General features: G+C 37.0%; 16 protein-coding genes. 14 read left to right on the plus strand and 2 right to left on the minus strand.

All coding sequences use genetic code 11. The features are described from left to right. Positions 1 to 2 precede the first annotated feature (2 nt). The 3 genes from pta to ABM34_RS12380 are packed head-to-tail and all read left to right on the plus strand — an operon-like array spanning position 3 to position 1,915. Positions 3 to 971, plus strand: a complete 969-nt coding sequence (gene pta, locus ABM34_RS12370) for a phosphate acetyltransferase (RefSeq protein ID WP_048706164.1) — start codon at positions 3 to 5, stop codon at positions 969 to 971. Between the two features lie 21 nt (positions 972 to 992). Further along, complete coding sequence (gene tsaE, locus ABM34_RS12375) at positions 993 to 1,454, plus strand: tRNA (adenosine(37)-N6)-threonylcarbamoyltransferase complex ATPase subunit type 1 TsaE (protein WP_048706166.1); 462 nt, start codon at positions 993 to 995, stop codon at positions 1,452 to 1,454. After that, positions 1,451 to 1,915 carry a GNAT family N-acetyltransferase gene (locus ABM34_RS12380; RefSeq protein WP_048706168.1) on the plus strand — a complete coding sequence of 155 codons (465 nt, stop codon included), beginning with the start codon at positions 1,451 to 1,453 and terminating at the stop codon, positions 1,913 to 1,915. The genes tsaE and ABM34_RS12380 overlap by 4 nt, the downstream gene beginning before the upstream one ends. Here ABM34_RS12380 and ABM34_RS12385 read toward each other — a convergent pair. Both ABM34_RS12385 and ABM34_RS12390 read right to left on the minus strand, forming a co-directional pair. Continuing rightward, positions 1,912 to 2,448 (minus strand): 3'-5' exonuclease, encoded by a 537-nt coding sequence (locus ABM34_RS12385; protein ID WP_048706169.1) that lies wholly within the window; start codon positions 2,446 to 2,448, stop codon positions 1,912 to 1,914. The two genes, ABM34_RS12380 and ABM34_RS12385, sit on opposite strands and share 4 nt — an antisense overlap. Positions 2,449 to 2,451: 3 nt before the next feature. After that, positions 2,452 to 3,213 (minus strand): exodeoxyribonuclease III, encoded by a 762-nt coding sequence (locus ABM34_RS12390; protein ID WP_048706171.1) that lies wholly within the window; start codon positions 3,211 to 3,213, stop codon positions 2,452 to 2,454. Between the two features lie 102 nt (positions 3,214 to 3,315). On the opposite strand from ABM34_RS12390, the gene murB reads away from it, so the two are divergent. From murB to ABM34_RS12445, 11 genes are all read left to right on the plus strand, one after another. After that, entirely contained in the window at positions 3,316 to 4,248 is a 933-nt protein-coding gene (murB, locus tag ABM34_RS12395) for a UDP-N-acetylmuramate dehydrogenase (RefSeq protein WP_048706586.1), read from the plus strand. Then, a complete protein-coding gene (locus ABM34_RS12400; protein WP_048706173.1) occupies positions 4,235 to 6,364 on the plus strand; it encodes a cation:proton antiporter in 2,130 nt (709 codons plus the stop codon). The genes murB and ABM34_RS12400 overlap by 14 nt, the downstream gene beginning before the upstream one ends. Positions 6,365 to 6,432: 68 nt before the next feature. Further along, the gene (gene cdaA, locus ABM34_RS12405) at positions 6,433 to 7,299 is read left to right on the plus strand and encodes a diadenylate cyclase CdaA (protein WP_048706174.1); all 867 of its coding nucleotides are present in this window, start codon (positions 6,433 to 6,435) and stop codon (positions 7,297 to 7,299) included. Next, a complete protein-coding gene (locus ABM34_RS12410) occupies positions 7,277 to 8,392 on the plus strand; it encodes a CdaR family protein (protein ID WP_048706176.1) in 1,116 nt (371 codons plus the stop codon). The genes cdaA and ABM34_RS12410 overlap by 23 nt, the downstream gene beginning before the upstream one ends. Positions 8,393 to 8,412: 20 nt before the next feature. Then, positions 8,413 to 9,768, plus strand: a complete 1,356-nt coding sequence (gene glmM, locus ABM34_RS12415; protein ID WP_048706177.1) for a phosphoglucosamine mutase — start codon at positions 8,413 to 8,415, stop codon at positions 9,766 to 9,768. A gap of 1,040 nt (positions 9,769 to 10,808) precedes the next feature. After that, positions 10,809 to 12,620: a glutamine--fructose-6-phosphate transaminase (isomerizing) gene (glmS, locus tag ABM34_RS12420; RefSeq protein ID WP_048706179.1), complete on the plus strand. Its 1,812-nt coding sequence runs from the start codon at positions 10,809 to 10,811 to the stop codon at positions 12,618 to 12,620. Positions 12,621 to 12,792: 172 nt separating this feature from the next. Next, a complete protein-coding gene (locus tag ABM34_RS12425; RefSeq protein ID WP_083988320.1) occupies positions 12,793 to 14,394 on the plus strand; it encodes an APC family permease in 1,602 nt (533 codons plus the stop codon). Next, the gene (locus tag ABM34_RS12430; RefSeq protein WP_048706181.1) at positions 14,387 to 14,929 is read left to right on the plus strand and encodes a VanZ family protein; all 543 of its coding nucleotides are present in this window, start codon (positions 14,387 to 14,389) and stop codon (positions 14,927 to 14,929) included. The genes ABM34_RS12425 and ABM34_RS12430 overlap by 8 nt, the downstream gene beginning before the upstream one ends. A 66-nt stretch (positions 14,930 to 14,995) precedes the next feature. Further along, positions 14,996 to 15,730, plus strand: a complete 735-nt coding sequence (locus ABM34_RS12435) for a YebC/PmpR family DNA-binding transcriptional regulator (protein WP_048706182.1) — start codon at positions 14,996 to 14,998, stop codon at positions 15,728 to 15,730. Positions 15,731 to 15,811: 81 nt separating this feature from the next. Further along, positions 15,812 to 16,780, plus strand: a complete 969-nt coding sequence (gene comGA, locus ABM34_RS12440) for a competence type IV pilus ATPase ComGA (RefSeq protein ID WP_048706184.1) — start codon at positions 15,812 to 15,814, stop codon at positions 16,778 to 16,780. Positions 16,781 to 16,784: 4 nt separating this feature from the next. After that, positions 16,785 to 17,759, plus strand: a complete 975-nt coding sequence (locus ABM34_RS12445) for a type II secretion system F family protein (protein ID WP_232298597.1) — start codon at positions 16,785 to 16,787, stop codon at positions 17,757 to 17,759.

Genomic DNA, 17,759 nt, shown 5'->3' on the forward strand with positions numbered 1-17,759 from the left:
TAATGGATTTATTTGATAGTTTGAAACAAAAGATTGATGGGAAGAACTTAACAGTTGTTTTCCCAGAAGGTGACGAGCCTAGAATATTAGAGGCTGCTAGTAAATTAAACAGTGAAAACATTCTTAAACCAATTTTGCTTGGTGATGAAACAGAAATTAAAAATGTTGCTGCTGATAATTCATTAGATTTAGCTGACATTCAAATCATCAATCCTAAAACATATTCTGAATTTGAAGACATGGTTAATGCCTTTGTTGAACGTCGTAAGGGTAAGAATACTAAAGAACAAGCTGAAAAAATGCTTGAAGATAACAATTACTTTGGAACAATGCTAGTATATCTTGATAAGGCAGACGGAATGGTTTCTGGATCAGTTCACTCAACTGGTGATACTGTTCGTCCTGCATTGCAAATTGTTAAAACTGCACCAGGTAATTCAAGAATTAGTGGTGCTTTCGTTTTGCAAAAGGGTGACGAGAGATACTTGTTCTCAGATTGTGCCATCAACATTAATCCTAACGCTCAAGAATTAGGTGAAATTGCAGTTCAAGCTGCTAAATCAGCTAAGTTATTCGACATCGATCCTAAGGTTGCTATGTTAAGTTTCTCAACTAAAGGTAGTGCCAAGAGTGATGAAGTAACTAAAGTTGCTGAAGCTACTAAGGTTGCGCAAGAATTAGCACCAGAAATTCCTATTGATGGTGAACTCCAATTTGATGCCGCCTTCGTTCCATCAGTTGGTAAGCAAAAAGCACCTGGTTCAAAAGTTGCCGGAAATGCTAATGTGTTCGTATTCCCAGAACTTGAAGCCGGAAATATTGGTTACAAGATTGCTCAAAGATTTGGTGGCTTTGATGCCGTTGGTCCTATTCTATTAGGTCTCGACAAGCCAATCTCTGATCTTTCACGTGGATGCAATGCTGATGATGTTTACAAGTTGTCAATCTTAACAGCTGCCCTAGCACTTTAATTTTATTTTTTGAGGGAGACTATGCAAGAATATAATTTACAAACTCATTCATATCAAGAGACTGAAGAATTCGGTAAGAAGTTTGCTAGTTTAGTCCAGGCGGGGGATGTCATTTTATTGAATGGCGACCTTGGCGTTGGTAAAACTACTTTTACCCGTGGATTGGCTAGAGGTTTAGGCATTGCCAAGAATGTTAAGAGTCCAACTTTTACACTCATTCGCGAGTATCAAGATGGCAACTTGCCACTTTATCACATGGATGCATATCGTTTGGAAAATAATCCTGATGAAGATTTAGGATTTGACGAATATTTTCATGGTAACGGTGTGACTGTTGTCGAATGGCCACAGTTTATTAAAGATGAAGTACCTGACGACCATATCTCAGTTAACGTCAAACGTGACGGTGAAGATGATCGTAAAATCACTGTGAAATTACATGGTGACAAGTACGAAAGTAGAAACTTCGGAGAAATTTTATGAGCGAAGAATTAATTATTCGGGAGGCTATTCCCGATGATGCCCAAAAGTTAATCGACTTTTTAAATAAAGTTAGTACCGAAAGTTCATTTATTGAGCATGATGTTACTGATAATGTCACGGAAGATGATGAACGACTATCCTTGGATGAAATTTATAATTCAGCTCATGATGAATTGATGTTGGCAATTCTGGGGGATGAAATCATTGGCTTTTCTAGATTAGAACAGCTTGATGAATTTGAATCCGAATTCGGAATTGTCGTTGAAAAAGATTTTTGGAATAATGGTGTCGGTTCTTATTTGACTGAAGATATTCTGGCTTATGCCAAAGAAAGTCCTATCAAAAAAGTTTCACTTGAAGTGTACAAAAATAACCCAGCCGCAATCCATTTGTATGAAGCACATGGATTTGCAACTAGGTCAGAAAAACATAAAACTATAATAATGGAAAAGATGGTTTAGCTAGTTAGCTTAACCATCTTTTTTAATTGGTCGGCGCCAAATTGTTGTTCGGTTTTAATCAAAATTTCGGCACAGGCAATGGAATCTGCTAGTGCGTTGTGATGATGATTTAATTCAATATTGAGTCCTTGAGAAACGGTGTCCAATTTGTGATTTGGTAATTGTGGATAAAATTTACGACTAGTTCTAACGGTATCAATTGTTAAAAACTTTGGTGGATAAATTCCGTAATTACTTAATGTACCTTTCAAAACACTGTTATCAAAACTAGCATTGTGAGCAGCAACTAAATGAGAGCTGTCATACAAGGTCTCAATGTGTGGCCAAACTTGATCAAATGTTGGTGCATCAGCAACATCACTTGGTCGAATATGGTGAATTTGAATATTTCGTGGGCTAAAGTTTTCCTGTGGATTGATGAGTGTATAAAAGCTTTCCACAATTTTACTTTCGCGAACGAGCACAAGTGCAAGGGAACAAGCACTTGTTCGATGACCATTGGCGGTCTCGAAATCCATAGCAACAAAATTCATTGATTATTTCTCCTTAATATCTAAATCTAATTCAACTGGACAGTGGTCAGAGCCATAAACGTCGTTTAAGATGTCAGCATTTTGAATCATATCTTTTCCATTATTAGAAACAACGAAGTAGTCAATTCTCCAACCAGCATTATTTTGACGAGCATTGAAACGATAACTCCACCAAGAATATTTAACTTCATCAGGGTGCATATAACGGAAGCTATCGGTAAATCCAGAATCTAGCAATTCACTGAATTTTGCTCTTTCTTGGTCGGAAAATCCAGGATTTTGATGGTTAGTCTTATCATTTTTAATATCAATTTCATTGTGCGCAACATTTAGATCACCGCACAAAACAACTGGTTTGTCCTTGGAAAGTTTTTGCATGTGAGCCCAAAGAACATCGTCATAACCCATTCGGAAATCGATTCTCTTCAATTTTTGTTGTGAATTAGGTGTGTAACTAGTAATCATATAGAAATCGGGATATTCTAAAGTTATTGTCCGACCCTCGTGGTTGAAGTCTTCATCTTCAAGACCATAGGTAACATTTAGTGGTTCAGTTTTGGTGAAAATTGCTGTACCAGAATAACCTTTTTTTTCAGCATAATTGAAGTATTGGTGGTACCCAGGTAGTTCCAAATCAATTTGGCCTTCTTGTAGTTTTGTTTCTTGAATACAAAAAATATCAGCATCCAATTGATCAAAGATATTTTTAAAATCATGTTTTACAACGGCACGAAGTCCGTTCACGTTCCAAGATATAAGTTTCATAACAAATCCTCCAAGGATAATAATAACATGTTCCGTGTGCTCGATTATTCGTTAACTCTTACACTATATGATAAAATTATAGTTAGTCTATGTACACTAAGGATGATAAAAAAATTGAAATTTCCAATTAATGATTTACCCAATATTGAATTTAAAACAGATGAACCTTTAAGTAAATATACATTCACAAAAACTGGCGGTAACGCCGATGTTCTAGCTTTCCCAAAAACTCGTGAAGAGCTAGTTGAAATTGTTAACACGGCGCGACAAAATGACGTCAAAATTACAGTTATCGGAAATGCTAGCAACCTAATTATTAAAGATGGTGGCATTAGAGGAATTGTAATTATTCTTCCAAACTTCAATAAGATTGAGGTGCATGATAATTCCGTAACAGCTGAAGCGGGCGCAACAATTGTTGATGCAACTAAGGCCGCTCAAAAGGCTGGTCTATCCGGTCTAGAGTTTGCTGCGGGAATTCCTGGTAGTGTCGGTGGTGCGGTATTTATGAATGCTGGAGCCTATGGCGGTGAGATCAGAGATTGTTTCGAATCTACAGAAGTTCTTATGCCAAACGGTGAAATCAAGCAATTTACTTTCGACGAAATGAAGTTCGATTATCGCCACAGCATTATTCAAACTAATGGTGGGATTGTTATTAGTGCGACATTTGCATTGCACGCTGGCGATAAGGAAAAAATCCAAAACAAAATGGACGAGCTTAACGAGATGCGTGCAAGCAAACAACCACTTGAATATCCTTCATGTGGTAGTGTTTTCCAGCGTCCACCACATCATTTCACTGGTCCACTAATTATTAAAGCAGGTTTGCAAGGTAAGATTATCGGCGGTGCTCAAGTTTCAAAGAAGCACGCTGGATTTATCGTTAATATTAACCATGCGACTGCCACAGACTATATGAATTTGATTCATTTGATTCAAAAAACAGTTAAAGAAAAATTTGACGTAGATTTACATACTGAAGTCAGAATTATTGGCGAAGATAGGGTAGGTGAAGTCAGTGCAAATAGTTGAAACAATCATTCTGATTATTTCATTATTAATTGTGGCAAACATAATTAGTCACTACTTTGTTTCTATTCCTGCAAGTTTGATTCAGATTGCTGCTGGTATAATTGCCGCACTGGCAATTAATGTAAAAATTGTGGTCAATACTGAATGGTTCTTGCTAGTATTTATTGCGCCCATTTTGTTCAATGATGGAAACAGATTCCCGAAAAAAGAACTGTGGAAGTTAAAAGGTCCGATAATGGGGAATGCAATTATCCTAGTTATCGTTTCAACTATTGTTGGTGGTGCAGTTGTTAAGTGGCTAGTTCCAAGTCTACCTTGGGCTACAGCTTTCACACTTGTCGCTGTCTTATCGCCAACTGATCCAATTGCTGTTCAGTCAATTGCTAAAAAAGCTAAACTACCGGATAAACTGATGCATCTTATTAGTGGAGAAAGTTTAATTAATGATGCATCAGGACTTATCTGTTTCAAGTATGCTGTCGCTGCAACTGTGACAGGTGTCTTCTCTTTGAGAAGTGCCACAATTGATTTTTTCTATATTGCAATCGTCGGTGCTTTAGTTGGTGCCGTAATGATTTGGATATTTAATGGAGTTCGACTTTATTTGATTAATCAAGGTGTTGATGATTCAATTCTTCATGCTATTATTCAAATTTTAATTCCATTCATTATTTATTATGTGGCGGAAGATATTTTTGGCGTATCTGGTGTTGTAGCCGTTGTTATTGCCGGAATTATGAATATTTCATCAAGTCGAACAACGGGGGCATTCAGTCCAGAAATTCGATTGGTAACTTCAAGAACTTGGGATATGCTCGTGTACCTATTAAATGGATTCGTGTTCGTCCTTCTTGGAATTGAAATACCTTTCGCAATGGCGGAACTAATTCATAATCAAAGTATGAATACTTTTAAAGCGGTTGGATTTGCCTTTGTAATCTGGGTAATGTTAGTAGTAATCAGATTTGTTTGGAGTTATTTCTACTCAACTTTCTTCGAAAGATCTGATCGAGTAAGTTTTAATTTCTTCTCAAGGGCAAGATTCTACTACTGTTTGATGTCTGGTATTTCAGGTGTCAGAGGTGCCGTTACAATGGTTGGTGTTCTCTCACTGCCATTTGTAACTAAGACAGGTGCAGCATTCCCAGCCAGAACATTACTTCTATTTATTGCCAGCACTGTAATTATCTTCAGTTTGCTGGGAGCAACAATTTTAATTCCTTTAATTACCAAAAATACTGCTCCTATCACATATCGTGGTAATTCTATCAATACCGATGATATCGATATTGATGATGAGGCTGAAGATACAGAAGTTGTTGATACGACCACTGATTTGGATGCTGATGCAGCAAACAAAATCGTCATCGAAAAAACTATTAATAAGTTACGTGATGAGAATTTGGATAACCGAGATCCTGTCTACACCACGGTTATTGCCGAATACGTTTTTAATTTACACAATATTCAGATTCATTCAGATGGTCCAAATCCTATCAGTAAGACTCGTATCAAAGGCAAGAAAGATGCTGAGTTGTGGGATATTTGTTTCAATTGTGAACTTGAAGCAATTGAGGATTTATTTGAAAAAAATGAAATTTCTCAGGATGCATATGATACCGCTGTTAAACGGATTGAGAAGTATAAACGAGGATTGGTAAGACACTCTTATAACCAGTCTGTCGAATTCTTTATTTCTTATTTCCGTCGAACAGTTAAAGAGTTAACAAAAATTATTCATATTCCATTTACTAAAAAAGAAGAAGTTGTCGCATACAATCGTGAGGCAATTCAAATTTCTATTGCCGGTTCAAAACGAGCACTGGAAAAACTTCGTGAACTCGAAAATACTGATGGTGATGGAGTTTATGATAATCTTCTTTACTTATTTGAACGTCACTACGAGGAACGTCTTGAACTTCTTCAAGGCAAGCGCCGCAACCGTTCAGAGCAATTTAATATTGAAAGAGTTAATCTTGAGGTGAACGCATTAAGCTATCAACGGGCATTTGTACAAGATTTATTAGAGCAAGGTAGAATCAGTCGTGCCACTGCAAATACGTTGAGGAAGAACATCAATTATAGCGAAGAAGTTATTAATTACGACATTCAATAGGAATTAATAGCCTTTTATAATATTGATTATTTGCTATAATTGATTTCGAGCTAAGAGGGGTAAAAATTATGAATTCAATACCTAGCAATATTTTTACATTGCAAAACCTTGCTAATTTAGCCGATATTTTGGTGGTCTGGTATGTTCTTTATAAAGTTCTTTCAATGATTCGCGGAACCAAAGCGGTTCAATTATTGAAAGGTATCGTTGTAATATTTTTGATTAAAATTATTAGTTGGGCCTTAAATTTGCACACTGTTTCATTTTTAATGGATCAACTTATTAATTGGGGAGTAATCATTATCGTGGTTATCTTCCAACCAGAAATTAGACGTGGACTTGAACATCTTGGTCGAATGCCATTTTTCAGTTCAAAAAGTAACGAGGAAGGTAAGACTAAAAATCATTTAATTGAAAGTTTAGACCAAGCTATTCAATATATGAGTAAGCGTCGAATCGGAGCATTAATTACTTTGGAGATGAATACTGGACTTGAGGAATACGTCGAGACTGGTATTGATCTGGATGCTGACGTAACCGGCGCGCTTTTGATTAATATCTTCATTCCGAATACGCCGCTTCATGATGGGGCGGTAATTATTCGAAAAAATCGAATTTCAGTAGCTGCAGCTTATCTGCCTCTTTCTGAAAGCAACACTATTCCTAAAGAGCTAGGGACTAGACACAGAGCTGCCGTCGGAATCAGTGAAGTCACTGATTCAATCACAATTGTTGTTTCAGAGGAAACTGGTGGTGTCATGATTACTAGAAATGGCCACATGATGCTCGATTTGTCGCGAGATGATTATTTGAAATATCTCAACGCTCAACTTTCCGAAAGCAATGAACATGATAACCACTCGATTGCTGATATTTTTAGGATAAGACGTCGTAAGAATGGAGGGGATTCAGATGATGAAGAAGATAATAAATAGTAATTACTTTTATGCGTTCATTTCACTCTGTGGTGCCCTCTGGTTATTCTTTATGGTAAGTACACCAGGCGTTGGTTCGACAAGGGATTCCAACCAATCCAGTCAATCAACTGTTAACACTAAGGCAACAATGACCGTTCCGTTGCAGATTCAAGCGAACACGGATGCCTATTACATTACTGGCTATCCTCAATCAGTAAAAATCACAATAGAAGGTCCTTCAGCATTAGTGACAGCAACTAAGAATACTCAGAACTTTAGTACTTTCCTTAATCTTAGAAAATATTTGCCAGGTAAGCACAAAGTTAGGATTCAACAAACTGGTCTGAATTCTGAACTAACCTATAACATCAAACCAAAGTATGTGACGGTTAATATTCAAAAGAAGGTTTCAAAAACTTTTGATGTAGATGTTGAATACAGTAAGAGTTCACTTGCTTCAGGATATGATGCAAGTAAGCCAATAGTTTCACCACAGTCAGTTCGAGTAACTGGAGCTGCTTCAGATATTAAGAAAATTGATAAAGTAGTTGTTAAACCAATTTTGCCTAAGGGCATTAAGACTACTTTTGATCAAGAAGTTTTAGTTCAAGCTTTGGACAAGAAGGGTAAGACATTAAATGTTACCTTGGACCCACAAACTGTGCATGTTAAAATTCCAATTAACTTGCCAAGTAAGAAGGTGTCCATAAATTTTACCCAACAGGGGAATTCACCGTCGGGAATGAGTTTCTCCTTTAATTCTGATACTTCCTCGATAATGGTTTTTGGAACTCAGAAACAGTTGGATGAGATTGGAGATTCGATTGATATACCAGTCGATATTTCTGGAGTTACTAGTAATACCAAGCACAGCATCAATATTGCTGACGTTTTGAAGGGACAAATCGGTTCCTCAGATCCTGACATGGTGTTGGTCAATATCACCGTTAATAATTCCTCGGGCGGAAGTTCCAATGGAAACTCTACGTCAAACAATGGAAATAACGGATCAAACACGAATAATGGAAACAACAGCAACAGCAGTAATGGAAATAACAACAGTAACTCATCAAATAATGAAGAAAATAATGAAAATAACAACGAAGATTAAACGTTGGGGGTAGTATATTTATGACTAAGTATTTTGGAACAGATGGTGTTAGAGGTGTCGCAAATAAAGAATTGAAACCAGAACTAGCTTTCAAATTAGGTAGAGCTGGTGGTTATGTTCTAACTCAACACTCACAAAACGAAAATAGCCGTCCACGTGTATTAGTAGCAAGAGATACACGTATTTCAGGACAAATGTTATTAGACAGTTTGATTTCAGGATTGTTGTCTGTCGGTATCGAAGTTCTTAATTTGAACGTTGTAACTACACCCGCAGTCGCATATTTAGTTCGTGCAGTTTCAGCCGATGCAGGTATTATGATTTCCGCATCACACAATCCAGCTTCAGATAACGGAATTAAATTTTTCGGATCAGATGGTTACAAACTACCTGATGATGTTGAAGATGAAATTGAAGCTTTATTGGATGCAAAAGAAGATACATTGCCAAGACCTTCAGCTGAAGGATTAGGTTCAGTATCTGATTATCCAGAAGGTGCACAAAAGTATCTACAATTCTTGAAACAAACAGTTTCAGATGACCTAAGTGGCATGAACATTGCCTTAGATACAGCCAATGGCTCAACAAGTAGATTAGCTAGCACGTTGTTTGCCGACTTAAATGCCGACTTCGATATCATGGCATCACATCCAGATGGAATTAACATCAACGATCACGTAGGATCAACACATCCAGAACAATTAGCTGAAAAAGTTAAGAATTCAGATGCAGTTGCCGGACTAGCTTTCGATGGTGATGGAGACCGTTGTATTGCCGTAGATGAAAATGGTGAAATTGTCGATGGAGACAAAATCATGTTCATCTTAGGTAAATACATGCACGATGGTGGCAGATTAAAGAAAGATACCATTGTTACGACCGTAATGAGCAACATGGGACTTTACAAAGCCATCGAAGCCAATGACATGAAATACGTACAAACAGCCGTAGGAGACCGTCACGTTGTAGAATCAATCCGTGAAAATAACTACAACATCGGTGGAGAACAATCAGGACACGTTGTCCTATTCGAATACATGAACACCGGTGATGGAATGCTAACGGGTATCCACTTGCTACACGTTATGAAAGAAACAGGCAAGAGCTTGTCAGAATTAGCTGCACCAGTAAAAATCTATCCACAACGTTTAATTAACATTCCAGTTACAGACAAAAATAACTGGAAAGAACACAAAGATATCTTAGATATCATCAAAGTTGTTGAAGAAGAAATGAACGGAGACGGTCGTGTGCTTGTTCGTCCTAGCGGTACTGAAGCTTTGCTTCGTGTTATGTGTGAAGCTGCTACTGAGGAAAAGGTGAACGAGTTTACCGAAAGAATCGCTGATGTTGTTAAGAAGGATATGGGAAAATAAGCGTTTCTAAGTATTTTGTCTTGGATGTTCACTGCCAACCTTCCGGGCGGGATTATACAACGCTGGAACGCCATGGACATCAGTTTGAGCTTTTTTCAAAAACCGAAAAAATCTCAAACCTGAGTCTTCTACTAACCCGGGGGCATCCCCGGCTAAGTAGAACTTCATGGCTGAGCATTGTATAATCCTGCCCTCCAGGTTTGAACATCAATTTAATGCTTAGTTGGTGGGTATTTTCCGTATCTTCTTAGTTTTGCTGTTGAAATTTAAATTTGTATAATTAGTGGACTGTTTTAAATTAGTTTAAAAATCTAATTAAGAACGGTCTTTTTTTGTTTTGATTTTTTTGGATTCTCTGTATCTGGTGGAAATTGAAACGGAGCAGAAAGTATTGAAGCCCAAACTTTGATTTTCAAAAATCTGTTTTTCTTGTTTTCTTATTTGAAAGTTGGTTGATCAAAATAGGATCCGGAGATAAAGGTCTAACACTTTATTAGATGGAGAAAGGAAATCAATTTTGGCTCAGTGGTGGCGTTATTCTTAGTGCGCGAAGCACACTTAGAATAAAATCGAGCTTGGAGATGATTGCGGGTTTTGCAATTAGCTTCAAGTCGATTCACCACGTTCCAGCCAAAAAATCGATTTCCTTTCGGAATCGGCAATAAAGCGCAAAACCTGCAATCTCCGCAAATCCTATTTTTAAATCCAACTTTTCAAATAAGTACTAAAACAATAAAAGCGTAGATTCTTAAAACCGAAGTGCTATTGTAAGAAGGCAATACTATTTCATCCGTGCTTTTCAAAACAAACCATAACTACAAACCAAAAACATCAGATCAATCTATCATGGTTATACCAATACCAACATCGGTATGTACCACCTGTACCACTTTTGTTAATGATTTAACAAAAACGTTAAAAATTATTGACATAATCGCGGTCAATTAGTACAGTAGTAATTGTTCGAAAATAATATTGGTTGTCAAATAGAACTATACCAATATGAATAAATAAACTATACCAGTTTAGGAGATCTAATTATGTGCGGAATTGTTGGAGTTGTTGGAAACGATAATACAACTAAGATTTTATTAAATGGACTTGAAAAATTAGAGTATCGTGGCTATGATTCAGCCGGAATTTATGTAAATAATGAAAAAGGCAAGGACTTCCTTGTAAAAGAAACTGGAAAGATCAGTGATCTTGAAAAAGAGGTTTCTGATGATGTTCTTGGTGATATTGGTATTGGACATACTCGTTGGGCTACTCATGGTGAGCCATCAGTTGCTAACGCTCACCCTCACTACTCATCAGATAACCGTTTCTACCTTGTTCACAATGGTGTTATTACAAACTATGCTGACCTCAAGGCTAAGTATTTGAGCGACGTAACTTTTGTCAGTCAAACTGATACTGAAGTTGCTGTTCAACTTGTTGATTACTTTGCTGTTAAGGATGGTATGGAAACTGAAGCTGCCTTCAGAAAAGCTCTTTCACTTATCGAAGGTTCATACGCATTTGCTATGATCGATAAAGAAGAACCTGATCGTATTTTTGTTGCTAAGAACAAGAGTCCTTTACTTATTGGTTTAGGAAAAGGATTTAACGTTATTTGTTCTGATGCCTTTGCTATGCTTGATAGCACACATGATTTCGTTGAAATTCATGATGGTGAAGTTGTTATCTTGAAGAAAGATAGCGTTAATATCAGTACACTTGATGGTAAAAAAGTTACTCGTGATTCATACAGAGTTGAACTTGATGCCAGCGATATTTCAAAGGGTACTTACGACACATTCATGTTGAAGGAAATTGATGAACAACCTGCTGTTATGAGAAAGATTTCATCACACTACTTCGATGGTAAGAAAATCAATGTTGACCAAAAGATGTTGAAAGATGTTGCTGATGCTGATCGTCTATACATCGTTGCTGCTGGTACAAGTTACCATGCTGCATTAGTTGGTAAAGATATTTTTGAAAACTTAGCTGACGTTCCTGTTGATGTTGAACTTGCTAGTGAATTTGGTTACCACATGCCAAAACTTTCAAAGAAACCATTCTTTATCTTCCTATCACAAAGTGGTGAGACTGCTGATAGTAGACAAGTTCTTGTTAAAGTTAACGAACTTGGTTTCCACAGTTTGACTATGACAAATGTTCCTAACTCAACTTTGTCACGTGAAGCTACATATACAATGGAATTATTAGCTGGTCCAGAAATTGCCGTTGCTTCTACAAAAGCTTACACAGCTAACATTGCTGTTGAAGCTGTTCTTGCCAAAGCTATGGGTGAATTGAAGGGTGTTAAAGCTGCTAAGGATCTTGATTTGCAAGGTCAATTGGCACTTGCTGCTAATGCAATTCAAACAATTGTTGATGAAAAAGACAAATTTAATAAAATTGCAGATGACTACCTAACTGGTAAGAATGATGCATTCTATATTGGACGTGGTATTGACTACGCACTTTCACTTGAAGCAGCCTTGAAGTTGAAGGAAATTTCATACATTCACTCTGAAGGATTTGCTGCCGGTGAATTGAAACATGGTACAATCTCACTTATTGAAAAAGACACTCCAGTATTTGCTTACATCAATGATGGTATTGGTGCTGCACATACTCGTGGTAATATCCAAGAAGTTACAGCTCGTGGAGCTCACGTCTTAGTTATTGCAAGCAAGAAATACGCCGAAAAGGGTGACCAAGTAATCATCCCTGAAATCAATGAAATGATTTCACCAATCGTTAGTGTTGTTCCTGCACAATTAATTGCATACTATGCAAGTTTGGCTCGTGGAAACAATGTTGACCAACCTCGTAACCTTGCTAAGAGTGTTACTGTTGAATAAATTTTAAATTTAAGATGTCCTGTAAAAGGGGCATCTTTTTTTTTGATTATTTGTGAAAAAATATAGATTACTGTATCATTGCGGATAAGGGAATTTAGTTTCCAATCACAATTAAAGAGCCTCTGAGGGAGACTCTTTTTTAATTTAGTAAGGGAATTTGGGGGGAGAAAGTTTGAGGAACAATAAGTTAGGTTTATTCTCGACAGTTATGTTTGGCCTGAGTGCGATCATCGGTTCTGGCTGGATGTTCGGCTCCAGTCAAGCTGCGAAGGTTGCTGGTCCAGCAGCTATTTTGGCGTGGATTATTGGGGCAATCTTAGTTTTCATCATTGCATTAGTCTATGTCGAAATCGGAACCATGTTTCCTGAAGATGGTGCAATGAGCAGGTTTGCGATGTATACCCATGGATCCCTTTTAGGACACGTGTCTTCTTGGGCAAACTGGTTGTCATTGTTGGCAATTCTACCAATTGAAGCGGTTGCGTCGGTACAATACATGAGTTCGTGGCCATGGGCCTGGGCAAAATGGACTAATAGTTTGATGACTGGAGATCATTTGTCGATGCTTGGAACTGTGGCTGCGACAGTGATGCTATTCGTCTTCACATTCGTCAACTATTTTTCTGTAACATTAATGGCCAAGTTCAATAACGTAATTTCTGTCTTCAAAATTTTTGTTCCGATAGTAACGATGATTGCTCTAATATCAGCACATTTTGACGTCACTAATCTAGGAACAAATATGCACGAATTCATGCCTAATGGAACATCCTCAGTTTTCTTGGCAATTAGTAGTGCAGGAGTTATTTTCTCGTATGTGGCCTTTCAAACACTTATCAATTTAGGAAATGATATTAGAAATCCTTCCGTCAATATACGAAGGGGGATTGTAATTTCATTGTCAATTAGTGCTGTGATTTATATCTTGTTACAAGTAGTGTTCATCGGATCATTACCAACCTCAGTTGTATCAAAAGGCTGGAGCAGTATTAATTTCAATTCTCCATACGCTGATTTAGCTATGATGTTAAATCTTGCATGGCTTTCAACCTTGATATATTTCACTGCCTTCATATCTCCATTTGGGAGCGGTATGGCGTTTTCTGCGTCAGCGGGTAAGTCATTAGCATCAATGCCAAGAAACCGTCACATGCCTAAAATCGTAGCTAAAATGGACAATCCACATAACGCACCACGTGTAGCGCTAGTAATTAATTTATTCATTAGTTTTATCATGATATTGTTATTCAAAAATTGGTCAATCTTGTCTCGGGTTGTCTCTGCAACAATGATGATCTCATTATTGACAGGACCAGTTGTTGCTGGAAGTCTTCGTAAATTAGCACCTGATTTCAAACGACCAACGAAAGTACGTGGGATGAAAATTTTAGCACCAGTGGCATTTGATTTGATCAGCTTAGCGATATATTGGACAATGTTTCCAACTACAGTTGAAGTTATTGCAATTATTATAATTGGACTTCCTATCTACTTGTTATTTGATTACAAAGGTGGATTCAAAGAGGCTAAGTCTAAAATGAATGCCAGCCTTTGGATGATTTTTCAATTATTATTCTTGTCGGTGATCTCTTGGCTTGGAGGCAAGGATTTTGGTGGATTAGGATTGGTCAGATATCCGATGGACTTTGTAATAATTTTAGTGGTCTCAACATTTGTTTATTATTGGGCAGTTCATGCCTCATATCATTCAACATACTTTGACGATGCGAAAAAACTAAATGCATCAATCAATTGGAGTAATGACAATGGATAGAAAATTAAAACTACAAGAAAAATGGTATTGGATAGGTGCTGCAGTCGTGGAACTAATTTTATTTATTAGTTCATCAATGACTTATAAACAACAAACATCTATTCCATTTTTAGAGCGTCATTTAGGGTCAAATAGCCGTCCGTTTTATTCTTTATTGAAAGGTATCGGATTCCAATACGGCGACAAATATCAATCAATGAAAAATGATGGATATTTCAACTTTTTGGAATTCTTTATCAGAAAGGGCGCCCATTTCGGAACATATTTTGTCTTAGGAATATTGCTGTGCTTAGCTTTATACACTTATTTTAAAGGTAATGTGGCATTAAAAATTTTTATTCCATGGATGGTCGCAACTGGGCTTGCTGCCTTTGACGAATTCCATCAAGGATTGACTGGTGGACGTTCACCCATGGTTGAGGATGTAATACTTGATAGTGTTGGAGCATTAACAGCAATATTGATTACATTGCTAATATTAATTTTCATAAAAAAACATCAAAAAAAACATCATCCGTTCTCAATGGAGTATTGATATATCAGCTTATATTTGATATTATATTAGGCGGTTTACTAATAAAAGTGAAAGAAGGAAGCAGAAATGTCAGGACATTCAAAATGGCATAACATCCAGGGTAGAAAAAATGCCCAAGATTCTAAACGTGGAAAAATTTTCCAAAAACTATCACGTGAATTATTCATGGCGGCTAAAGCTGGTGGTGCCGATCCAGACAGTAACGCTGCCCTTCGTTTAATTGTAGATAAAGCTCGTGCAGCTAACATGCCTAAGGACAACATCAAACGTGCCTTAGATAAAGCTGAAGGTGGTAGTGAAGAACACTATGACGAAGTTGTATATGAAGGCTACGCTCCAGGTGGAGTTGCAGTATTAGTTGAAGCATTGACAGACAATAAGAACAGAACAGCTTCTTCAGTACGAGTTGCATTTACTCGTAACGGAGGTAGCATGGGTTCATCAGGTTCCGTTGCATACATGTTTGACCGCAAGGGATACATTGTCTTAGATCGCGAAAAGAATACACAAGACGAAGACCAAGTATTGCTTGATATCATGGATCTTGGTGCTGATGATCTACAAACATCAGATGATGTTTATGAAATCTACACAGATGCAAAAGATTTTGCAGCCGTTCGTGACGGTTTAATTGAAAAAGGTTATGAGTTAGCTAACTCTGAATTAACAATGATTCCTCAAAACACTATGGCAGTGCCAGAGGACAAACAAGAACAATTTGAACACATGATCGATCAACTAGAAGACGACGATGATGTTTCAGAAGTTTATACAGCCGCAGCTGACGATGACGACGAATAATCGTTAAATTTTAAAAAGACCAGAAACTAAAAAAGTTTCTGGTCTTTTTTTGCGTAGTTATTTAGAGAAGGAGGTGAAAAAATGACAGCTGAAACTATGGTAAACAATTTATTGACCGAAGCATGTGCCAATCGAATTTCGGATATTTATTTTCTCCCTAGAAAAGATAGTTACGTTATTGAAGCAAAAAACAGTATCACTACTTATACCGTTGCTGAAATGAGCTATGATGAGACATTTTCAATCATGAATTTTTTAAAATTTAATAGTGGACTGGACATTTCAGAACGCCGACGAGCACAAAAGGGTTCGTTTAGTTACGTTTATCAAAATGGGGATGTGCATATACGAATTTCGTCAGTCGGTGACTTTCTTAATAGAGAGTCACTAGTAATTCGTTTAATTTATCCTCAAGAAAATGTGACTGAAACAGATGTCGATCTATTAAATTTTTTACTACCGAAAGCTAATCAAAAAGGAATGATGATTTTCTCAGGTCCGATGGGCTCGGGAAAAACTTCGTTGATGTACACCTTGGCGAGAAGCATCGGCCGCAATAAAAAGGTTATGTGTATTGAAGATCCAATTGAAATTGTTGAAGAAGAATTTCTCCAGCTTCAAGTTAATTTGGAAGCGGGGATGACGTATGAAGAGTTAATTAAAACTAGTCTTCGCCATCGCCCTGAACTATTGATTATCGGTGAAATTCGAGATGCACAAACAGCTCAACAAGCTGTTCAAGCGGCGCTTTGCGGATACACAGTTTTTACAACGATTCACGGTAAGTCAAAATATTCAGTAGTTCAGCGTTTGGAACAATTTGGAGTTACTAAGTTTGAGATTCAAAATGCCGTTAATCTTATTTCCTATCAAAGATTAATTCCGTCACGACAACGACTGGAATTGTTCACAGATTTCTTGGAAAACGAAGATATTGTTGAATATCTTCAAAATGGCAATCAAGACTTGAATTGGAGAAATATGTTAACTCATGCGAAACAATGTGGAATCATCGAAACACAAGTTTTTGAAGAATTCGTCGGCGGATAAAAAGATGAGTTGTAAAGAGCAGGCAGAATTTTTGTTGCTCATTGGTAAGCTGATGAAGAATGGCTTTTCGTTAAATCAATCAATTAAATGTCTGATGTATCTTGATAAAGACAACAAAGTATTTGCCAATATTTATCATGATTTACAAGACGGCATTATGCTCTCGACAGCTTTGAAACATTTAAACTTGCCAGCAGTCGTCCAAAATCAACTGGTAATTTCTCAGATGAATGGCGGAATCCAACAAACAGTAATTCAGTGCGGGAATATTTTAAAATCTAAAGCTAAACAACAAACCAAGTTACGAGAATTATTAATGTATCCGATGTTTATCATGGGATTCCTCACCGTTATGATTATCGGAATGAAAGTTATTATTTTACCTCAATTGCAGAGTAGTGCAGGTGGAGCAAACTTAGATTTGGTATTTCAATTTGCAGGGATTGGGTTGATTTTCGCAGTGGTCGGATTGATTGCAGGTTCCATTTACCTAAGACGCTTGAGTGAATATGATCGAGCTAAAATTCTGGTTAAGCTCCCAATCATTAACCAGAGTTATTTGCATTTTTATCAATTCACAATTTTACAAGGATGGGGACTGCAATTTTCCAAAGGGATGGACTTACATCAAATTTGTTTGAGTAATCAAATATTCTCGGAAGGCTCGATTCAAAATGTGCTTGCGAAGAAAATTTTGGATTGTATGAAAAATGGTGATTCTTTGGAAAAAGTAATCGACAAGGAATTATTATTGCCTAACGAATTAAACATGATTTTCTGTTGTGGGGGTGGAATCGGTGAGATGGCATCAGACATCTTATTGATATCGGAATTAAAGTACGAATCCACTCAGACCTCAATCAAAAAATTATTGAATCTAGTCCAACCAGTATTATTTGGAATCATTGCCATCTTCATCCTAGTAGCATACTTAATGATTTTACTTCCAGTTTACGGAATGATGAAAGGAATGAATTGA

Origin of the sequence: Companilactobacillus ginsenosidimutans (assembly GCF_001050475.1) — a bacterium.
Lineage (GTDB): Bacteria > Bacillota > Bacilli > Lactobacillales > Lactobacillaceae > Companilactobacillus > Companilactobacillus ginsenosidimutans.